At 36.6% G+C, this 17,358-nt stretch carries 17 protein-coding genes; 7 read left to right on the forward strand and 10 right to left on the reverse strand.

The features are described 5' to 3' along the window. Positions 1-13: 13 nt before the first annotated feature. Together carB and carA are read right to left on the reverse strand one after the other, a co-directional pair. The gene (carB, locus tag Q0W26_RS03910) at positions 14-3,190 is read right to left on the reverse strand and encodes a carbamoyl-phosphate synthase large subunit (protein ID WP_298522631.1); all 3,177 of its coding nucleotides are present in this window, start codon (positions 3,188-3,190) and stop codon (positions 14-16) included. Then, positions 3,190-4,272, reverse strand: a complete 1,083-nt coding sequence (carA, locus tag Q0W26_RS03915) for a glutamine-hydrolyzing carbamoyl-phosphate synthase small subunit (RefSeq protein WP_298522635.1) — start codon at positions 4,270-4,272, stop codon at positions 3,190-3,192. The genes carB and carA overlap by 1 nt, the downstream gene beginning before the upstream one ends. Before the next feature lie 213 nt (positions 4,273-4,485). Between carA and Q0W26_RS03920 the strand changes: the two genes are divergently transcribed. Further along, positions 4,486-6,003: a DEAD/DEAH box helicase gene (locus tag Q0W26_RS03920; RefSeq protein WP_298522637.1), complete on the forward strand. Its 1,518-nt coding sequence runs from the start codon at positions 4,486-4,488 to the stop codon at positions 6,001-6,003. Between the two features lie 22 nt (positions 6,004-6,025). Here Q0W26_RS03920 and nadC read toward each other — a convergent pair whose 3' ends face one another. Further along, positions 6,026-6,850 carry a carboxylating nicotinate-nucleotide diphosphorylase gene (gene nadC / locus Q0W26_RS03925; protein ID WP_298522639.1) on the reverse strand — a complete coding sequence of 275 codons (825 nt, stop codon included), beginning with the start codon at positions 6,848-6,850 and terminating at the stop codon, positions 6,026-6,028. Positions 6,851-6,918: 68 nt separating this feature from the next. Between nadC and rnz the strand changes: the two genes are divergently transcribed. From rnz to nadA, 3 genes are all read left to right on the forward strand, one after another. Then, complete coding sequence (gene rnz, locus Q0W26_RS03930; protein WP_298522642.1) at positions 6,919-7,821, forward strand: ribonuclease Z; 903 nt, start codon at positions 6,919-6,921, stop codon at positions 7,819-7,821. 115 nt (positions 7,822-7,936) lie between these two features. Further along, a complete protein-coding gene (locus Q0W26_RS03935; protein ID WP_298522646.1) occupies positions 7,937-8,584 on the forward strand; it encodes a mechanosensitive ion channel family protein in 648 nt (215 codons plus the stop codon). After that, the gene (gene nadA, locus Q0W26_RS03940) at positions 8,577-9,494 is read left to right on the forward strand and encodes a quinolinate synthase NadA (protein ID WP_298522648.1); all 918 of its coding nucleotides are present in this window, start codon (positions 8,577-8,579) and stop codon (positions 9,492-9,494) included. Before Q0W26_RS03935 ends, nadA begins: the two co-directional genes overlap by 8 nt. Positions 9,495-9,510: 16 nt before the next feature. On the opposite strand, the gene Q0W26_RS03945 is transcribed toward nadA, so the two are convergent. From Q0W26_RS03945 to Q0W26_RS03960, 4 genes are all read right to left on the reverse strand, one after another. After that, on the reverse strand, positions 9,511-10,467 hold the full coding sequence (locus Q0W26_RS03945) for a hypothetical protein (protein WP_298522651.1): 957 nt from the start codon (positions 10,465-10,467) through the stop codon (positions 9,511-9,513). 103 nt (positions 10,468-10,570) lie between these two features. Next, entirely contained in the window at positions 10,571-11,563 is a 993-nt protein-coding gene (locus Q0W26_RS03950; protein ID WP_298522654.1) for a homoserine acetyltransferase, read from the reverse strand. A 151-nt stretch (positions 11,564-11,714) separates the two neighbouring features. Beyond that, on the reverse strand, positions 11,715-11,990 hold the full coding sequence (locus Q0W26_RS03955) for a DUF5750 family protein (RefSeq protein WP_298522656.1): 276 nt from the start codon (positions 11,988-11,990) through the stop codon (positions 11,715-11,717). Then, positions 11,980-12,930 (reverse strand): alpha/beta fold hydrolase, encoded by a 951-nt coding sequence (locus Q0W26_RS03960; protein ID WP_298522658.1) that lies wholly within the window; start codon positions 12,928-12,930, stop codon positions 11,980-11,982. Before Q0W26_RS03960 ends, Q0W26_RS03955 begins: the two co-directional genes overlap by 11 nt. 121 nt (positions 12,931-13,051) lie before the next feature. Between Q0W26_RS03960 and nucS the strand changes: the two genes are divergently transcribed. Continuing rightward, entirely contained in the window at positions 13,052-13,834 is a 783-nt protein-coding gene (nucS, locus tag Q0W26_RS03965) for an endonuclease NucS (protein WP_298522661.1), read from the forward strand. Here nucS and Q0W26_RS03970 read toward each other — a convergent pair. Further along, positions 13,831-14,307: a hypothetical protein gene (locus tag Q0W26_RS03970; protein WP_298522663.1), complete on the reverse strand. Its 477-nt coding sequence runs from the start codon at positions 14,305-14,307 to the stop codon at positions 13,831-13,833. The genes nucS and Q0W26_RS03970 overlap by 4 nt on opposite strands. A 97-nt stretch (positions 14,308-14,404) precedes the next feature. Between Q0W26_RS03970 and Q0W26_RS03975 the strand changes: the two genes are divergently transcribed. Next, positions 14,405-15,127: a PsbP-related protein gene (locus Q0W26_RS03975; RefSeq protein ID WP_298522665.1), complete on the forward strand. Its 723-nt coding sequence runs from the start codon at positions 14,405-14,407 to the stop codon at positions 15,125-15,127. 43 nt (positions 15,128-15,170) lie between these two features. Then, positions 15,171-15,998 (forward strand): carbon-nitrogen hydrolase family protein, encoded by an 828-nt coding sequence (locus Q0W26_RS03980; RefSeq protein WP_298522666.1) that lies wholly within the window; start codon positions 15,171-15,173, stop codon positions 15,996-15,998. Here the strand turns inward: Q0W26_RS03980 and Q0W26_RS03985 are convergent, their stop codons facing one another. Both Q0W26_RS03985 and Q0W26_RS03990 read right to left on the reverse strand, forming a co-directional pair. Next, positions 15,999-16,844 (reverse strand): HEAT repeat domain-containing protein, encoded by an 846-nt coding sequence (locus tag Q0W26_RS03985; RefSeq protein WP_298522668.1) that lies wholly within the window; start codon positions 16,842-16,844, stop codon positions 15,999-16,001. A gap of 212 nt (positions 16,845-17,056) precedes the next feature. Beyond that, positions 17,057-17,358: SDR family oxidoreductase (locus Q0W26_RS03990; protein WP_298522670.1), on the reverse strand; the 302-nt coding region annotated here is incomplete at its 5' end.

Here is a 17,358-nt window from a genome sequence, read left to right on the forward strand (position 1 = left end):
GGATGGAAAATAATTATTCCCCATCAACATAGTCATTTAAAGATTTTACATTAATTTCACTATTTTGAACTGCAGCAATAGCATTTAAAGCTGCCCTTGCACCTGCTAATGTAGTAACATAAGGTATGCCGAGTTCAATAGCTAATCTTCTGATGATATAACCGTCTTTTGCAGATTGTTTACCTTCAGAAGTGTTAATGATTAAGTCAATTTCCTTGTTTAAGATTGCATTTCTGATGTTAGGTGAACCTTGTGATACCTTTTTGATTATTTCGATATCATCCAATCCGGTTGCTTCACCTGTACCTCCAGTTGCAGCAATTTTAAATCCTAAATTGGCTGCCTTTTCTGCAATTGGCCTGATTTTCTTCTTGTCCTGTTCTTTGACAGTAATGAATATTTTTCCTTCTTTAGGAAGTTCCATTCCTGCTGAAAGCTGGGATTTGTAGAATGCCATTCCAAAGTTTTCGTCAATACCTATACTTTCACCTGTGGATTTCATTTCAGGACCTAAGATGGTATCGGATTCAGGAAGTTTCAGGAATGGGAATACAGACTCCTTAACGGCAACGTGATCTATTTTGATTTCTTTTGTAAGGCCGAAGTCCTTCAATTTGGCGCCTTGCATAATCCATGTTGCAACTTTTGCAAGAGGCACACCGATAGCTTTGCTTACAAACGGAACAGTCCTACTTGCCCTTGGATTTGCTTCAATGATGTAGACCATTTCCTCATCAAGCTTTACAGCATATTGGATGTTCATCAAACCTTTGACGTCCAATTCAAGTGCCAATTTTGTGGAGTTTTCACGAATTGTGTCCAATATATGAGTCGGAATTGTCTGAGGAGGTATTACACATGCTGAGTCTCCTGAATGAACACCTGCTTCTTCGATGTGTTCCATGATTCCTGCAATGAATACGTCTTCACCGTCACACAGGATATCGACGTCAAGCTCGATTGCATCTTCCAGGAACTTGTCCACCAAAATAGGATGGTCCGGAGATACCTTTACGGCCTCTTTCATATATTCCTCAAGCTCATGCATGTCATAAACGATTTCCATTGCTCTTCCACCGATTACGTATGATGGACGTACAAGAACCGGGAATGTGATTCTCTCAGCAATTTCTTTTGCTTCATCAAATGAATTTGCAGTTCCGTATGGAGCTTGGTGAATGTGTAATTTTTCAAGAAGTTCTGCAAACAGTTCCCTGTCCTCTACCCTGTCAATGCTCTCATATGGAGTACCTAAGATTTTAACTCCCGCATTTGCAAGAGGCACTGCAAGATTGATGGAAGTCTGTCCACCGAACTGCACAATGACTCCGTCAGGTTTTTCCTGTTCAATTACTCCCATCACATCTTCAAATGTCAACGGTTCGAAGAACAGCTTGTCTGAAATATCATAATCTGTACTTACGGTTTCAGGGTTGTTGTTGATTAGAATTGTTTCGATTCCTTCCTCTTTTAAAGCAAGTGAGGAGTGTACACAGCAGTAATCGAACTCAATACCCTGACCTATTCTGATTGGACCTGCACCGAGAATGACAACTTTCTTTTTGGTGGTTGATGTCAGTTCGTTTCCAACATCATAGCTGCTGTAGTAGTATGGAGTTTTTGCCTCGAACTCTGCAGCACAGGTGTCCACCATCTTATAGGACTGTTTGATGTTGTATCTTGAAAGCAGGTTTCTGATATACTCTTCAGTCTGGCCGGATAAATCTGCCAGTCTCTTATTTGAGAATCCTAACTGTTTTGCTTTTCTTAAATATGATTCGTCATTTAACTTTTCAGCAGTCACGTCGTTTTCGAAGTTGACGATGTTTCTGATTTTGTACAGGAAGAAATTGTCGATTTTTGTAAGTTCTCTGATTTTGTCAATGTCCATTCCGTCCTTTATTGCGGAATAGATTTGGAAGTAGATTAAATCTGTTGGATTTGAAAGGTCCTCTTCTGACCATTCGACATATTCAAATCCGTCGAAGCCCATGTCAAGAGATCTTAATGCTTTCTGGAATGCCTCTTCAAAGGTTCTGCCAATTGCCATTACTTCTCCTGTTGCCTTCATCTGAACGCCGACCTGACGGCTGATTCCTTTAAACTTGTCGAAAGGCCATCTTGGGATTTTGATTACCACATAATCGATGGCAGGTTCGAATGATGCAGGAGTCTCTTTGGTAATGTCGTTTTTGATTTCATCCAAAGTCAATCCCAGTGCAACTTTTGATGAGATTTTAGCGATTGGATAACCGGTTGCCTTTGATGCAAGTGCACTACTTCTTGATACACGAGGGTTTACTTCAATGACTTTGTATTCATCGGTTTCAGGGTTTAATGCGAATTGGATGTTACATCCTCCCCTGATTCCTAAAGCACGGATGATTTTAATGGATGCATCACGCATTTTCTGGATTGTTTCATCACATAGACATTGAATCGGAGCGACTACAACACTGTCTCCTGTGTGGATTCCCATAGGGTCTATGTTTTCCATGGTACATACGATGATACATGTGTCTTCCTTATCCCTCATTACTTCAAACTCTATCTCTTTCCATCCGAGAACGGATTCGTCAATGAGAACCTGGTTGATGAAACTCATGTCCAATCCGTGAGTGGCGATTTCAATAAGTTCCTCTTCATTGTGGGCAATTCCTCCACCGGTTCCTCCCAATGTGAATGCAGGCCTGACAATTACAGGATAGCCGATGTCCTTAACTGCTTCAAGTGCCGCATCAACGCTTTCAACAGCCTGACATTTTGGAATTTCCTCACCAATCTCTTCCATCAGATTAGCGAATAAATCCCTGTCTTCCACATCCTTGATTGTCTGAACATCGGAACCTATGACTTTGATTCCTTCAAGTAATCCTAAATCTCCAAGTCCTGTTGCAATGTTTAACCCGGTCTGTCCACCCATGGTTGGTAAAATAGCATCAATTTCTTCTTCTTTTATGATTTTTGCAACGACTTCAGGAGTTAATGGTTCGGTATAAACAGTGTCTGCCATACCCAGGTCTGTTTGGATGGTAGCAGGGTTACTGTTAACCAGCACTGTTTCAATACCTTCTTCTCTTAATGATTTACATGCTTGTGAACCTGAATAATCGAACTCTGCAGCCTGTCCGATTTGAATAGGTCCAGAACCGATAATCAATACTTTTTTAATATCCTTATCAACTGGCATTAGTAATCCTCCATCATCTGATTGAACTCATCAAATATGCTTCTTGTATCGTTTGGACCAGGACCCGCTTCAGGATGGTACTGTATGCATTTCAGAGGCAGTTCCTTGTGAGCGATTCCTTCAGGAGTTCCGTCATTTAAGTTAATTTGGGCCAAAAGCAAATCAGTTTCCTTAAGTGATTCCTTATCAATTGTAAATCCATGGTTTTGTGAAGTGATGAACACTTTTCCTGTTGCTAGGTCCTTAACCGGCTGGTTTTCACCACGGTGGCCGAATTTCATCTTATATGACCTTGCACCGAATGATTTGGCAATCAATTGCTGACCCATACAGATTCCAAAGATAGGTAATCTGTTGGATAATTTTTTCATAGTTTCAATAGTCTCTGACACTCTGTCAGGATTTCCCGGACCTGATGTAATCATCAGTCCGGAAGGAGAGTAGTCAAGAACGGTTTTATAATCAGTGTCATAAGGGAAGAGAACTACACCAATGTCCCTTTCCAAAAATGAGTTTATGATGTTTTTCTTTACGCCGCAGTCAATTAAAGCAACTTTCTTGTCTGCATTTTCATTGAACACTTTAATTTCTTTTGTTGAAACCAAAGGAACTACATCGATATCCTCAATACTTGGCTGGGATTTTGCCATTTCAAGCAGTTTATCATCATCAATGTCTTCAGTTGTTATTGCTGCTTTAAGTGAACCTCTCTCACGTATCTTGAGTGTCAGGTCACGAGTGTCGATTCCGCTTATTCCTGGAGTTTCAAACTCTTTTAAAAACTCGTCCAAAGTCTTTTGAGGTCCGAAATTGGAAAGTTCACGACAAACTTCACGACAGACAAAACCTTCAACCTGAACCTTGTCAGATTGATACCACTCCTCACTTACCCCATGGTTTCCCTCTAGAGGATAAGTGGACATTAATATTTCTCCTTTAAAAGACGGGTCTGTTAGGGATTCGGTGTATCCCCCCATACCAGTGGAAAAAACAAGTTCTCCCAGTTTGGTGGTTTCATAACCGAAAGCTTCACCTTTTAAGATAGTTCCATCTTCCAAAGCTAATTTAGCTATTTTTACCATTAAATCACCATCATAAAAAAATTATAACTCACTATCTTTAATATATATTATTTTACTATATTATTAAACTTTGTTTTTTGGCGAAATTATTAATAAATTATAAAATAAAATTCAGAATTTGAAAAATTACTGGAAATATAAATGAATGTTTTACCAAATAATTTTTAATCAATAACACCAAAATTATTACCATCAAAACTTGCGAGTAAAAACATGGCCAATGATCTTGAAAAGCTAGTCAAACCCCATTTAAGCAGCGACGATTACAGGAAATTCAAAAAGCTGATAAATGAAACAAAAATCTACAATGCTCCAAAAACACTGACCGGAGAGCTGCGGCCTTACCAAAAGATTGGATACTCATGGCTCATTCAAAACACCCGATATAAGTTCGGAAGCATACTGGCCGACGACATGGGGCTTGGAAAAACAATACAGGTTTTAAGTACAATACTATTTTTAAAGGAGAACAATCGTCTGGAAGATGAATCGACACTGATTATTGTTCCTCCAACGTTAATCTCAAACTGGGAAAATGAAATCAAAAAGTTCACACCAGAATTGACTTATTACATCTATCACGGATCCAACAGGACATACCCTCTTGAAGAGTATGACATCATGCTGACCTCCTATGGAGTCGTCAGGCTTGATTTGGATATGTTTTTGGATAAGACCTGGAGAATATGTGTTATTGATGAAGCGCAGAACATCAAAAATCCAAATACAGAACAGACAAATGCAATCAAAAGCATCAGGGCAGAGTCTAAAATTGCCCTAACCGGAACACCAATCGAAAACCGCCTGATGGATTACTGGTCAATATTCGATTTTACAAATAAGGGGTATCTCTCAACCAAGGATGATTTTAAAAGAAATTATGTTATGCCAATTGAGAAACTGGAAGATGTGGATACCTTGAACAATTTAAAAACAATAGCAAAACCATTTGTCTTAAGGCGACTTAAAAGTGACGAGGACATCAAAAAGGAGCTGCCGGAGAAATTCGTCAACGACATCTATGCAACATTAAGCAAAAAGCAGGTGCGACTGTACAATGCGATTTTAGAAGAAATCTTCTTTGATATTGAAAATTCAAAAGGAATTCAGAGAAAAGGGATAATTCTGAAAATACTTACCGCTTTAAAGCAAACCTGCAATCATCCTGCACAGTTTCTGGACATCAAAAAACCGACAATTAAGGAATCCGGAAAAATGGAGCTTTTAGTGGATATCCTGCAAAACATATTAGACATGGATGAGAAGGTCATAATCTTCACCCAATACGTTGAAATGGGCAAACTGATCCAACAGTTAATATCCAAGAAATTCAAAACTGAAGTGCTTTTCCTTCATGGCTCACAGACTCTTAAGGAAAAAAGCGAGATAATCAACAAGTTCCAGGAAGAGGAGGAGTATAAAATTTTTGTAGCTACCCTCAAAACCGGAGGAACGGGGTTGAATTTGACCGCTGCAAGCAATGTCATCCATTATGATTTGTGGTGGAATCCTGCAGTTGAAAATCAGGCAACAGACAGGGTTCACAGGATAGGACAGGACAAAGACGTTATGGTTTACAGATTCATTACAAAGGGAACTCTTGAAGAGGCAATTGATGCGATAAGCAAAAGAAAAACTGATTTATCCGAAAAAGCAATAAGCAATGATGAGACTTTCATCACCGAAATGAGTGATGAAGAATTAAGGAATGTGCTGGAATTAAGATTATAATTAGCCAACACTAAAAAAAAACTTAATCAAATTTCAGGCTGAAATTCAGGCTTCTTGATGAATGTGTCAATGCCCCGATTGAGATGATGTCGACACCCAAACTGGCATAATCAACAATAGTTTCATCAGTTATCCCACCTGAAACCTCAATCAATGAATTTTGACGGATACCAAGTTTTTCAAGCTCGCTAATGACTTCACCGACTTCCTTAGGAGACATGTTGTCAAGCATTACAATGTCAGCACCGTTTTTCACACATTCCACAGCATCATCCAAACTTTCAACTTCAATCTCTATTTTTTTAGAAAAGCTGACGTTCTCCTTAGCCTTTAGCAACGCTTCCAGAGGAGTTCCGCAGGCGGCAATGTGATTGTCCTTGATTAAAACCATATCATCAAGCGCAAATCTATGCGTATCTGCACCTCCAACCTGAAGAGCATGCTTGTCGAATTTACCGATTGCAGGCGAAGTCTTTCGGGTTCCGGCAACCCTGACATCATAATCTTCAACCAGATTAACATAATGGCCTGCTGCACTGGCCACACCACTCATCCTCATCATAAGATTAAGTGCTGTCCGCTCAAGAAGCAATATTGTCCTTGCATCCCCTTTAAGTGAGATTAACACATCACCATTGGAGATTTTGCTTCCCTCAGCAAGCCAGAATCCGACATTAACGCCGCACTCTTTAAATAAATCACGAATAATGTTAATTCCAGCTAAAATTCCTTCATCTTTTGAAACAATATATGCACTAGCCTCTTTACCTTCTTCAACCACTGCGTTTGAGGTAATATCGCCAAAACCTTCATCTTCAGCCAGCATATATTCTATAATCCTATCCAAAAAATCACCTAAAAGTTAATAATTATTAAAAATATATAGTTATTGTATAATATAAATTAAGTGATTTTATGGAAATTATATTTTTAGGAACATCATCTGCAGTTCACTCAAAAGAAAGAAATCAGGCCTCAATTGCATTTAAGGGAATGGGAGAAGTATTTCTTTTTGACTGCGGTGAAGGAACTCAAAGGCAAATGCTCTCTACACTGGTAAGTCCAATGAAGATATCCAAAATATTCATTACCCATTATCACGGCGACCATATTTTAGGCCTTCCGGGATTATTGCAATCCCTAGGTTTGCATGGAAGAGAGGAAAAGCTGACAATATATGGTCCAAGAGGACTTGAAAAGGTTAAAAATGCAATATACAATTTTGGATATAGTAAAATCGAATTTCCAGTAGAGTTCATTGAAATCGATAGCGGAATTGTAGAGGAAACCGAAGAGTATGTCATAAAATCACAAATGGTAAGACACAACGTTCCGAATCTTGCATATTCAATCGAAGAGAAAAAAAGGCCAAGGTTTTTAAGAGAAAAGGCCATTGAGCTTGGCGTTCCCGAAGGCCCATTATTCGGAAAGCTTCACAGAGGAGAGGAAGTGGAAGTTGACGGCAAAATCATAAAACCTGAACAGGTTCTTGGAGATCCTCGAAAAGGAATTAAAATCACATATTCCGGAGATTCAAGACCCTGCGAGGAGATGATTGAGTTTGCAAAGGACAGCACTGTGCTTATCCATGAATCAACATTTTCCAAAGAGGACAATGAAAATGCCGAAGCACATGCACATTCCACATCAGTGGATGCAGCATATATTGCAAAGCAGTCAAACAGCAAAAGATTAATACTGACACATTTAAGTACCAGATATGGTGAAAATTACACTAAAATCATTTTAAATGAAGCCAAGGAGATATTTGAGAATACTGAATTGGCTCATGATTTGGAGACTTTTGAAATAAGATGATACCATGATTTTTCCAACATTTATTGAGAATTTCGCAATTGTTCCCGTTTATATATTAGTTATTATCCTACTGACCGCAATAATAACTAGGATAATTGCATCTTCAATGAATAAAATGAGCAGATTCAAAGAGGATATGACTGCAATCTATCTTATACGTGATATAATCAATTACATAATCTATTTCATTGCATTGATGATTATTCTGCAGATGTTTGGAATCAATCTTGCAGGAACATTATTGAGTTTAGGTATTGTCGGTATTGCAGTGAGTTTTGCTGCAAAGGACATCATATCCAACCTGTTTTCAGGAATGATTTTGATTCTCGGAAAAAGTATCAGGGTAGGAGACACCATTGAGGTTAACGGCGAAAAAGGATATGTTGAAAGGATTTACCTTAGATCAACAGTCATCGTCGATGATTTTGGAGTTAAAATCCATATTCCTAACTCAACATTAACAGATGACCATTATCTGCAGTTCAAATCTCCCGAAAAATATCGGGTCGACACAATTGTAGGATTGCCTTTGGATGTGGATGTTGAGAGATTCAGCAATGAGATTATTGAAAAAATAGAATCTTATGATGAAATTGCTGAAAATCCGAAACCAGAAGTCTTTTCAAAGGAAATAAAATTTGAGGAAGTCAGAGTCAAGGTGTCCTTTTGGGTAAAAAATTTAAACGATAAAGACAAATATAAATTAAAAATCACAAATGATATCAGAAAATGCATAAAAAATATGGGTGAAAATAATGAGTAGTTCAATCCAAGAAGAAATATTGAAACTGAAAGACGAGAAGAACGCTATTATCTTAGCGCACAATTACCAACCTAAAGAAATTCAAGAAATTGCCGATTTCCTAGGAGATTCACTTGAATTATGTATTAAAGCTTCTGAAATTGATGATAAAGATTTAGTTATCTTTTGCGGTGTCGATTTCATGGCTGAAACTGCTTTTATTCTAAATCCTGATAAAAAAATAGTTATTCCAACCTTAGAAGCGGAATGCCCTATGGCACACATGTTGCCTGAAGAGGAACTTTTAAAAGCAAAAGAGGAACATCCTGATGCAGGAGTCATCCTTTATGTGAACAGTATTGCGGAAGCAAAACAGCACGCAGACACATTGTGCACTTCAGCAAATGCAGTTAAAGTTACTGAAAGCCTACCTCATGATAAAATCCTGTTTGGACCTGATAAGAACCTAGGAACCCATGTTGCTGCAAAGCTTGATAAGGAAATCATACCTGTCCCAAAGGACGGACACTGCTATGTCCACAGACTGTTCCATATTGAAGATGTCGAGCTTAAAAGGGAGCAGCATCCTAACGCTGAAATCATTTGCCACCCAGAATGTGACATCAAAGTCCAAAATGCCTGTGATAAGGTAATGTCAACCGGAGGAATGCTAAGATACATTGCCGAAAGTGACCATGATGAATTTGTCATCGGAACCGAAATAGACATGATTACAAGAATAAATTCAGAAGTTCCAGGCAAAAAATTGTATCCTCTACTTGAAGGAGCAATATGCGAAACAATGAAACTGCACACATTGGAAAAAGTAAGGGATTCATTAATTAATGAAGAACCACAAGTCGTGCTTCCAAAAGAAGTGGCAGACAAATCCAGAAAAGCCGTGGAGCACATGCTTGAGGCATCAAAATAGCTAGTTCAACTAGCTTTTAACTTTTTTTATTTTTAAATTGTTTTAAAAATGATATTATCTCAAAACCCATATCAGAATAATCTTCTTCATCATAATAATTTTCAGTTTTAGATGGGAATACAATAACCTTTGAATCATTAATTAAATCTGCTAAAGGGAGAGTATCTTTTTGAGGATTGAAAAACAAATACCCTTCAACACCTAAAATTAATGATTTGGCTTTAACATTATGCAGTTTATCCTCAACATCAAATTTTAGCATGCAATCGTTTCTAGATTTAAAATCATGAATATCTATAAATAATCCATCATCAACATAATCTTCCATCAATGCGTCTATCTCATCATTAGACAGGTTTTCTACAACATTAGTTGGAAAATAACCTGCAAATAACAATCTAAATAACGCAACAGACAACATGGAAAAAGAAGAACTGTAATTATCTGTGTAAAAATCCTCAGAGGATTCAATTATACTTTCAGCACATTTAACAAAAATATAACGATGAGCATATGTTTTAAAAGAGGAATTTAAAACTATAATGAATTCCATGTCATCAGGATATTCGCAAGCCCAGGTAAATACTTCAAATCCACCAAATCCCTCTCCAATCAATCCTAAACAATTTTTAATATTGAATTTTTCGGCCAAAAACTGCCTTTTGAAATTTACACGATCCTTAAAAGTATAACTTGGAAAATTATATTTCAAACCGGTTGTTGATGGAGAACAAGACCCCGGAACTCCCAATGAGAAAATATTAATGAAAAAAAATTCATTCTTATCAAAATCCTGATTTCTAATTAAATCATGGTGTTTGGCTAAAATGGAACGCCCTCCATAAAGGTTGGGGCAATAAACAATTGCATTTACAATGTTTCCATTCTCATCATATTTTGGGATTCCACTGACGCCATATTCAACATTAACGTTTTCAAGTATTTGACCTGACTCGAATTCAAAAGAATCCATAACATAAATGCCACTTTCAACATTAAATTTAGTATAAATAATACCACAACCATTTTAGAATACCAATAACATTTAAAATTAAATATCTGTGTGAAGAAACTGATTATTCCTTAATGTCATTTAAAAATTCATTAAAATCATCCATTAAAGGAGTATAATCCACATAACCACTAGGATCTTTCTGTGATTCATAAAGAAGAATTTTGGAATTTTCAATCAAATCTTCTAAAGGAACAGCATCATGCACAGGAGAAAAATATAAATGATCAGGTGAACTGATAATAAATGCCTTTGCCTTGATGTTTTTCAACTTGTCTTCAACATCATAATCTATTATACAGTCATTCCTGAATTTAAAGTCATAAATATCAGTGAATAAACCTTCATCCACAAAATCATCCATCAAAACATCGATTTCATCATTTGACATTTCCTGAAAGATCTGCTTTGAAAAATGGTTTGAATAAAGCAACCTATAAATGGAAACCATCATACGGGACAAGGTTTCACTGTAAATCTCATTATAAAAATCATCAGTGGATTCAATTATGCTGTCTATAGCTTTAGAGATAACATATCTATATCCATTCGTTTTAAAGGAACTGTCTCCTACAATGAAAAAATCCATTTCATCAGGATATTCGCAGGCCCATGTATAAATTTCATAACCTCCGACTCCACGGCCGGCAAGACCATGAACCCTATCCATATTGAACTTTTCTTTTAGGAATTGCCTTTTAAAATTGACCCTGTCCTTAAGAGTATAACTTGGAAAATTATGTTTAAGTCCTGTTGTTGATGGAGAACATGAATTTGGAAATCCCAAAGATGTAATAGATATAAAACAATAATCATTATAGTCAAAGGGTTCGCCTTCCCCCGTAAGATGATATTCATCCAGATATGAAGAGTAGTTTCCATTGAATTTATGACAATATATGATTGCATTCGTTATTCTACCTTCATCATCATATTTTGGACTACCGTAAACAGAATATTCTACTTCAACATTTTTAAGAACATCCCCATTTTCAAAAGAGAATTCGTCCATAATATGTCGGCCATAACCCAAAATAGACTCATCATCACTAAACATAATTTACCTCTAAATATTCAATTTATTATCTAACATATATAAAATTACCCCATTAAAAAAATAGAGTATAACATTGTTTAAAAAATAGAGCCTAGTTTAATTCATGTGTAAAAAAAATAAAATAATAAATTAAAAATAATGCCAAAAAAAGTCACATGTCTTCTAAAAACCCTGACAGAAATACATTCATTTCAATTTCCTCACGGGCTATGAAGTCATCCAATCTGATTTTGGCCACATCACTTTGAAATGGATATAACTCATCATCAAAATACATCCTCACTTGAAAAACCTCGCCGTTAATGTCAGTTTCCTCAACAAGATTTTCGCTTAGATACTCCATTTGCCCCTCTGACAGACCAGTCACATCATAGACAATGTAGTTTTTATCATCTATTCTCCCATAATCAACAATATTAACTATCATCAAACTGCCCCAGGAAATCTTCCAGTTCATATGAAATGTTTTCAAGCTCGTTAAAGCACAGATGCCCCAATTCAGAGTCCATTATTATCAATTCGGAATCTTCAATCATTTCAGACATCGGGATTGCATCAAGTTCCGGCGGGAAATGCGGATCCTGCTTGCATGCAACAATCAGCACTTTGGATTTGATTTTGTCCAAATCCGCTTCGACATTAAAGTTCATGCTGGCCCCATTGCAGTATTTCAAATCGTAAATGTCACTTTCAATCATTTCATTTCCAAAATCCTCAAATTCAATTGCCAATTCTTCATTGGTTTTTGCCCTTAGGGCCTCTTTTGAAAGACCAAAATTGAATTCGGCGAGACTGGCAATTCTTAAGGTTCTGATTAGAGAATAAGTGAGTTCCCCTTTTGCATAGTCAGGGTCTGATGTGATGATCTCATCGACGAAATTTGATAAAATGAAATCATGTCCTGCAACCTTATAGCTGCTTACGCCGCAAATGATGAAGTCCTGAAAGTCAGGATATTCAATGGCCTGAGTCAGACCGACAAAACCTCCCATTGAATTTCCAATTAATCCCAGTACATGCTCAATTCCAAATTTCTCGGCCAAAAACTGCTTTTGGAAATTCACAACATCTCTCATGGTATATTTTGGGAATTTATTTTTAAGACCTGTCAATGAAGGAGAACATGATCCTGAGGAACCTAAAGCAGTCATGCTGATAAAGAAGTATTTTTCACCGTCAAACGGACAGCCTTCAAAGGTCAACGGCAATATCTTGTTGATTCCCATAAATGAGCCTAAAGAACCTGCACAATAAAGAATTGCATTTTTAATCAAACCGTTTTCATCATATTTTGGAGTCCCATAAGTCATATATTCGACTTTAACGTCCTTCAGCACTTCACCATTTTCAAATTCAAATGAATCCATTACAAATTCTTTCCTTTCACCTTCAAAAAATTCCTCATCGAAAATATGAATTCCCCCATATAATCCTAATAACTAATCTAAAAAACAAATTATTTAAATTAAACTAAACAATGTTATTGTGATGAAATATAAAATTTTAGAAAAACCTAGTTGTGATGAGGCTTACGATTTGGTTCATGAAGCCTTAAGAAAAAAGGCAACAATACTCGTTTTTGCCTGCTGCAAAGTCAACTATGAAGGCCGTGCCATAAGCGAACTCAACTGGGGAGAAAGAATCATAATGATAAAGCCGGATGGATCATTTTTAATCCACCAAGAAAAGAAAGTGGAACCCGTCAACTGGCAGCCACCTAAATCACGAACAAGGACCTACATCAAAAACGACAATCTCTTTTTAGAAAGTCACAGAAGGACTCCCAAGGAATTGCTAACTGTCGAGATTAAAAAAATCCAGTTCATCAATTTTGCCAATATCGAGGACTTTGAAGAGCTTGAACAGGCAGGATATGAAAAGGACATGGGTGACATGATAATGGACAAGCCACACCTGATTGAAGAAGGATTTACACCAACTGCAAGAGAATACAGTGTGGAGCATGGCTTCATTGACATTTTAGGAAAGGACAGTGACAATAACTTAATGATATTGGAGTTAAAAGCACGTAAGGCAGGCGTCAATGCAGTGAAACAATTGAAAAGATATATCATGGACTTTGAAAATACTGAAAATGATTACCTGAAAGACTGCAAGGCCCAAAAGAAAAAGATAAGAGGCCTTCTTGTTGCACCATCACTCATGGACGATGCTAAAGAGATGATTAACGAGGAAGGCATTGAATTTGTTGCAATAGAACCTCCTCGAGAGTTAAAAAGAGATAAAAAAGTAACATTAGATGCATTCTAATCCAATGCATCCTCAATTTTTTTCAATTCCTGTTCATAGAATTTCTCAGTGAATTCATTGGCAGGAGTGGAAGTTGTAACATGGCACTCCTTTTGCAATTTGTAGATAAGATATTCTTCGCCGTCGAGAGGCAATGTGCCCTCGCTTATGACTTCAAGACCATCTAATTCTGAGGCAATATTGTCAAATTCAGTTTGCTCCAATTCAATGACCTCATCCAATTCCATATCCTGAACTTTGGGATTCAACTGCATTGCAATGGCTACAAATCCATTTACCTTTTTATCGGAAATTGAAAATTCAGAATTTCTTATTTCCTCCATGGATGATTTGACATGTTTTAAAGTATTTTTTGTAACCGGAATTTCATTGGAAAGTCCAATCTGGTTAATTTCATAGTTGTTTTTCCAATTGCCTATCTTATAAACCGCATAATTTATATCATCAACATCAATAATTTTATTATCTTCCATGTTATCACACAGGTATAAATATATTTTTATAATAATAAAAACATTATTATAAATATACATTAATTTTAATTATGTAAATTTCAATGGAGGTTAATCTGTGAAAAAATGTCCTGAATGTGGAAATCCTAGCTATGACGGTGCTCCAGTTTGTGGAAATTGCGGATATGTATTCCCAAAATCAAAACCTGTTGTTCAAAAGAGAAAAAGCATCTTTGAACAGAATCCTGAACAAATACCAAAAGAAAAACCAAAAGCAAACAAACCTTCCAATGAACCAAGTGTTATTGACATTATCAAAGAGAAAAAACTTCTTATTGGAGCGATATTGCTTGTAACTTTAATTGTAATCTGTGGTATTTTCATTACTGGGTCACACAATAACGACAGTAGCTCCGCAATCCAAACCGGAGATTTAGTTGAATACAGCGCAGGTAATTTCTCATTTAACTACCCTTCAAGTTGGGAACAAGTAAATTTAACTGATGAAGACCGCGAAAATGCCATATTTTTCGAAACTGAAGATAATGTAACCGTTGAGCATTATAATGTCACAAGTGAAGCCCTTTCACTAAAAGAAATAAATCAGGAAAGAATCGGATCTGCAGTTTATAATGGAGATTCAATTGAACTTTTAGAAACTATTTCAATAAATGACGTAAATGCTTCAAACGTTATTATGGAAAGCGTTAATGGTGGATATGTCAGATATGTTTCAATGCTTGAAAATGGAGAATTATACGTTTTCAAAGTTACCGGAGATTCTATTGACTCCGTCACATCAGATTCCATCAACAGTATGATAAATTCCACCGTAATATAAGTATGATTTACATCATACTTTTTCTATTTTTTTAAGTGTTAAAATGACTTCTGTTAAACTTGCTCTTTGTCAAATGAATGTTATTGATGACAAAAAAGAAAATCTAAAGACTGCCAGGTCAATGATAACCCAAAGCGTTAGCGAACATGCTGATTTTATAGTTTTGCCAGAGATGTTCAACTGTCCGTATTCCAATGACAAATTCATAGAATATGCAGAAAGCGAGGAAAATAGTCCTACATTGGAGGAGATATCATCACTTGCCAGTGCCAATAATGTATATATCTTAGCGGGTTCAATTCCCGAAAAAGAAGATAATAAGTTATACAACACATCATATCTCTTCAATCGAGAGGGTGAAATTATAGCCAAGCACAGAAAAATGCACCTTTTCGACATTGACGTTAAAGACAAAATTACTTTTAAGGAATCTGACGTTCTGACTGCCGGAGACGAATTCACAATTGCCAAAACGGAATTTGGAAAAATCGGCATTGGAATATGCTATGACATCCGCTTTCCGGAACTTGCAAGAATAATGGTTGAAGAGGGAGCATTAGTCCTGTTTTATCCGGGAGCATTCAACATGACAACCGGCCCTGCACACTGGGAGCTGCTATTCCGGTCACGGGCACTGGATAACCAGGTGTTTTGCGTAGGAGTTGCTCCTGCACTGAATGAAGATGCAAGTTATCACAGTTACGGCAATTCAATCATTGCAAACCCCTGGGGAGAAGTAATTGCCCAAGCCGGTGAAAAAGAAGAGTTAATTATATCTGAAATAAATTTAGATGAAATAAAAAAAATAAGAGAAGAGCTTCCTCTTTTAAAAAATAAAAGAGAAGATCTCTACGAAGTTATCAAAAAATAACTATTTTAATTTAGCCAATCTTTTTGTGAAGTAATCAACTTTTTTAGTGCCGTCAAACACTTCAATGGCTGTTTCTATGACCCGGACCTCATTGTCATAGTCATTTGCTTTTCTGTAAAGAACACATAATCTTTTATATGGAGCGTCCTTAGCCTGTTTTGCTTCGACATATCTTTCGTATTCCTTAATAGCTTTTTGAGGATTGGTTTTTTCCATTTCCTTAATTGTGCTCATAGGAATGACTTTGACAACTGATTCTCCTGAAGCTTTAGCCTTTTGTCTTTTTTGTGCTTTTTTAATGGCCTTGTTACAGGATTTCTTGAAGTCCTTATCGTCTTCACCTTTTCTTGCCTTTTTAATCAAATCAATTGCATCATCAGTTGCAAGGTCACCCAAAGCCTGAATTGCAGCGAGTTTCACACCCCAGTCCTCATCCTCAAGACATTTTGCAATTGTATCCAATTCCTCATCGGCCTGAAGTTCTCCAAGGGATCTTACTGCAACCTTTCTGACTCCAAAGTCATCGTCATCAGTCGCTTCAACGAAATAGGGAATGACTTTCTCATCTTCAGTTTCTTTAAGTGCAAATGCAAGGAAACGTTTATCCTTACCTTCAGCATTTGTAAACTCTTCAATTAATCTATCGACAGCAACATCACCCATGCTTCCTAAAATCTCCGCCGCTTTAAACCTTACCTGTGCATTTTCATCGGTAGTGGCTTTTATTAAAGGCTCAATTGCCTCCTCATCAGTGATTCCAACCAATGATTCAATAGCTTCTTTTCTAACTTTAACATCATCATTTGATAAATTGTTAATAGCTTCATCAAAACTTAAATTAGTCATGATAATAAGTTAGATTTCAAATTATATAAATATTCAAATTGACATTAACGACTGCAAATTGTGAATTTGAACCAAAAAATAAATGATGATATATATCCCCATACAAAAACAGACACCAAAACCGAAAACATCAATGGTAATGTGAAAGACAATCAATCAAATGAAAAGAAAACAAAAAAAAAGTAAAAAAAATAAGAGAAAGATTTTCTTATTTAAATTGCAGTCCATCCACCGTCAATACAGATTAATTGACCTGTACAGAAGCTGGATGCATCAGATGCAAGGTAAATTGCAATACCGTCCAATTCACCAGGTTGACCTAAACGGCCAGCAGGACAGTATGCAGCAATAAGGTCCATGAATCCTTCCATTTCAATGGAATCTACAGTCAATTCTGTTTCAAATACTGCAGGACCAATTGCGTTTACAGTAATGTTGTATTTTGCCCATTCAACAGCCAAGTTTTTGGTTAAGTTCATTACTCCACCTTTAGCTGAGGAGTATGCACTAATTC

The organism is uncultured Methanobrevibacter sp. (assembly GCF_947169325.1).
Lineage (GTDB): Archaea > Methanobacteriota > Methanobacteria > Methanobacteriales > Methanobacteriaceae > Methanocatella.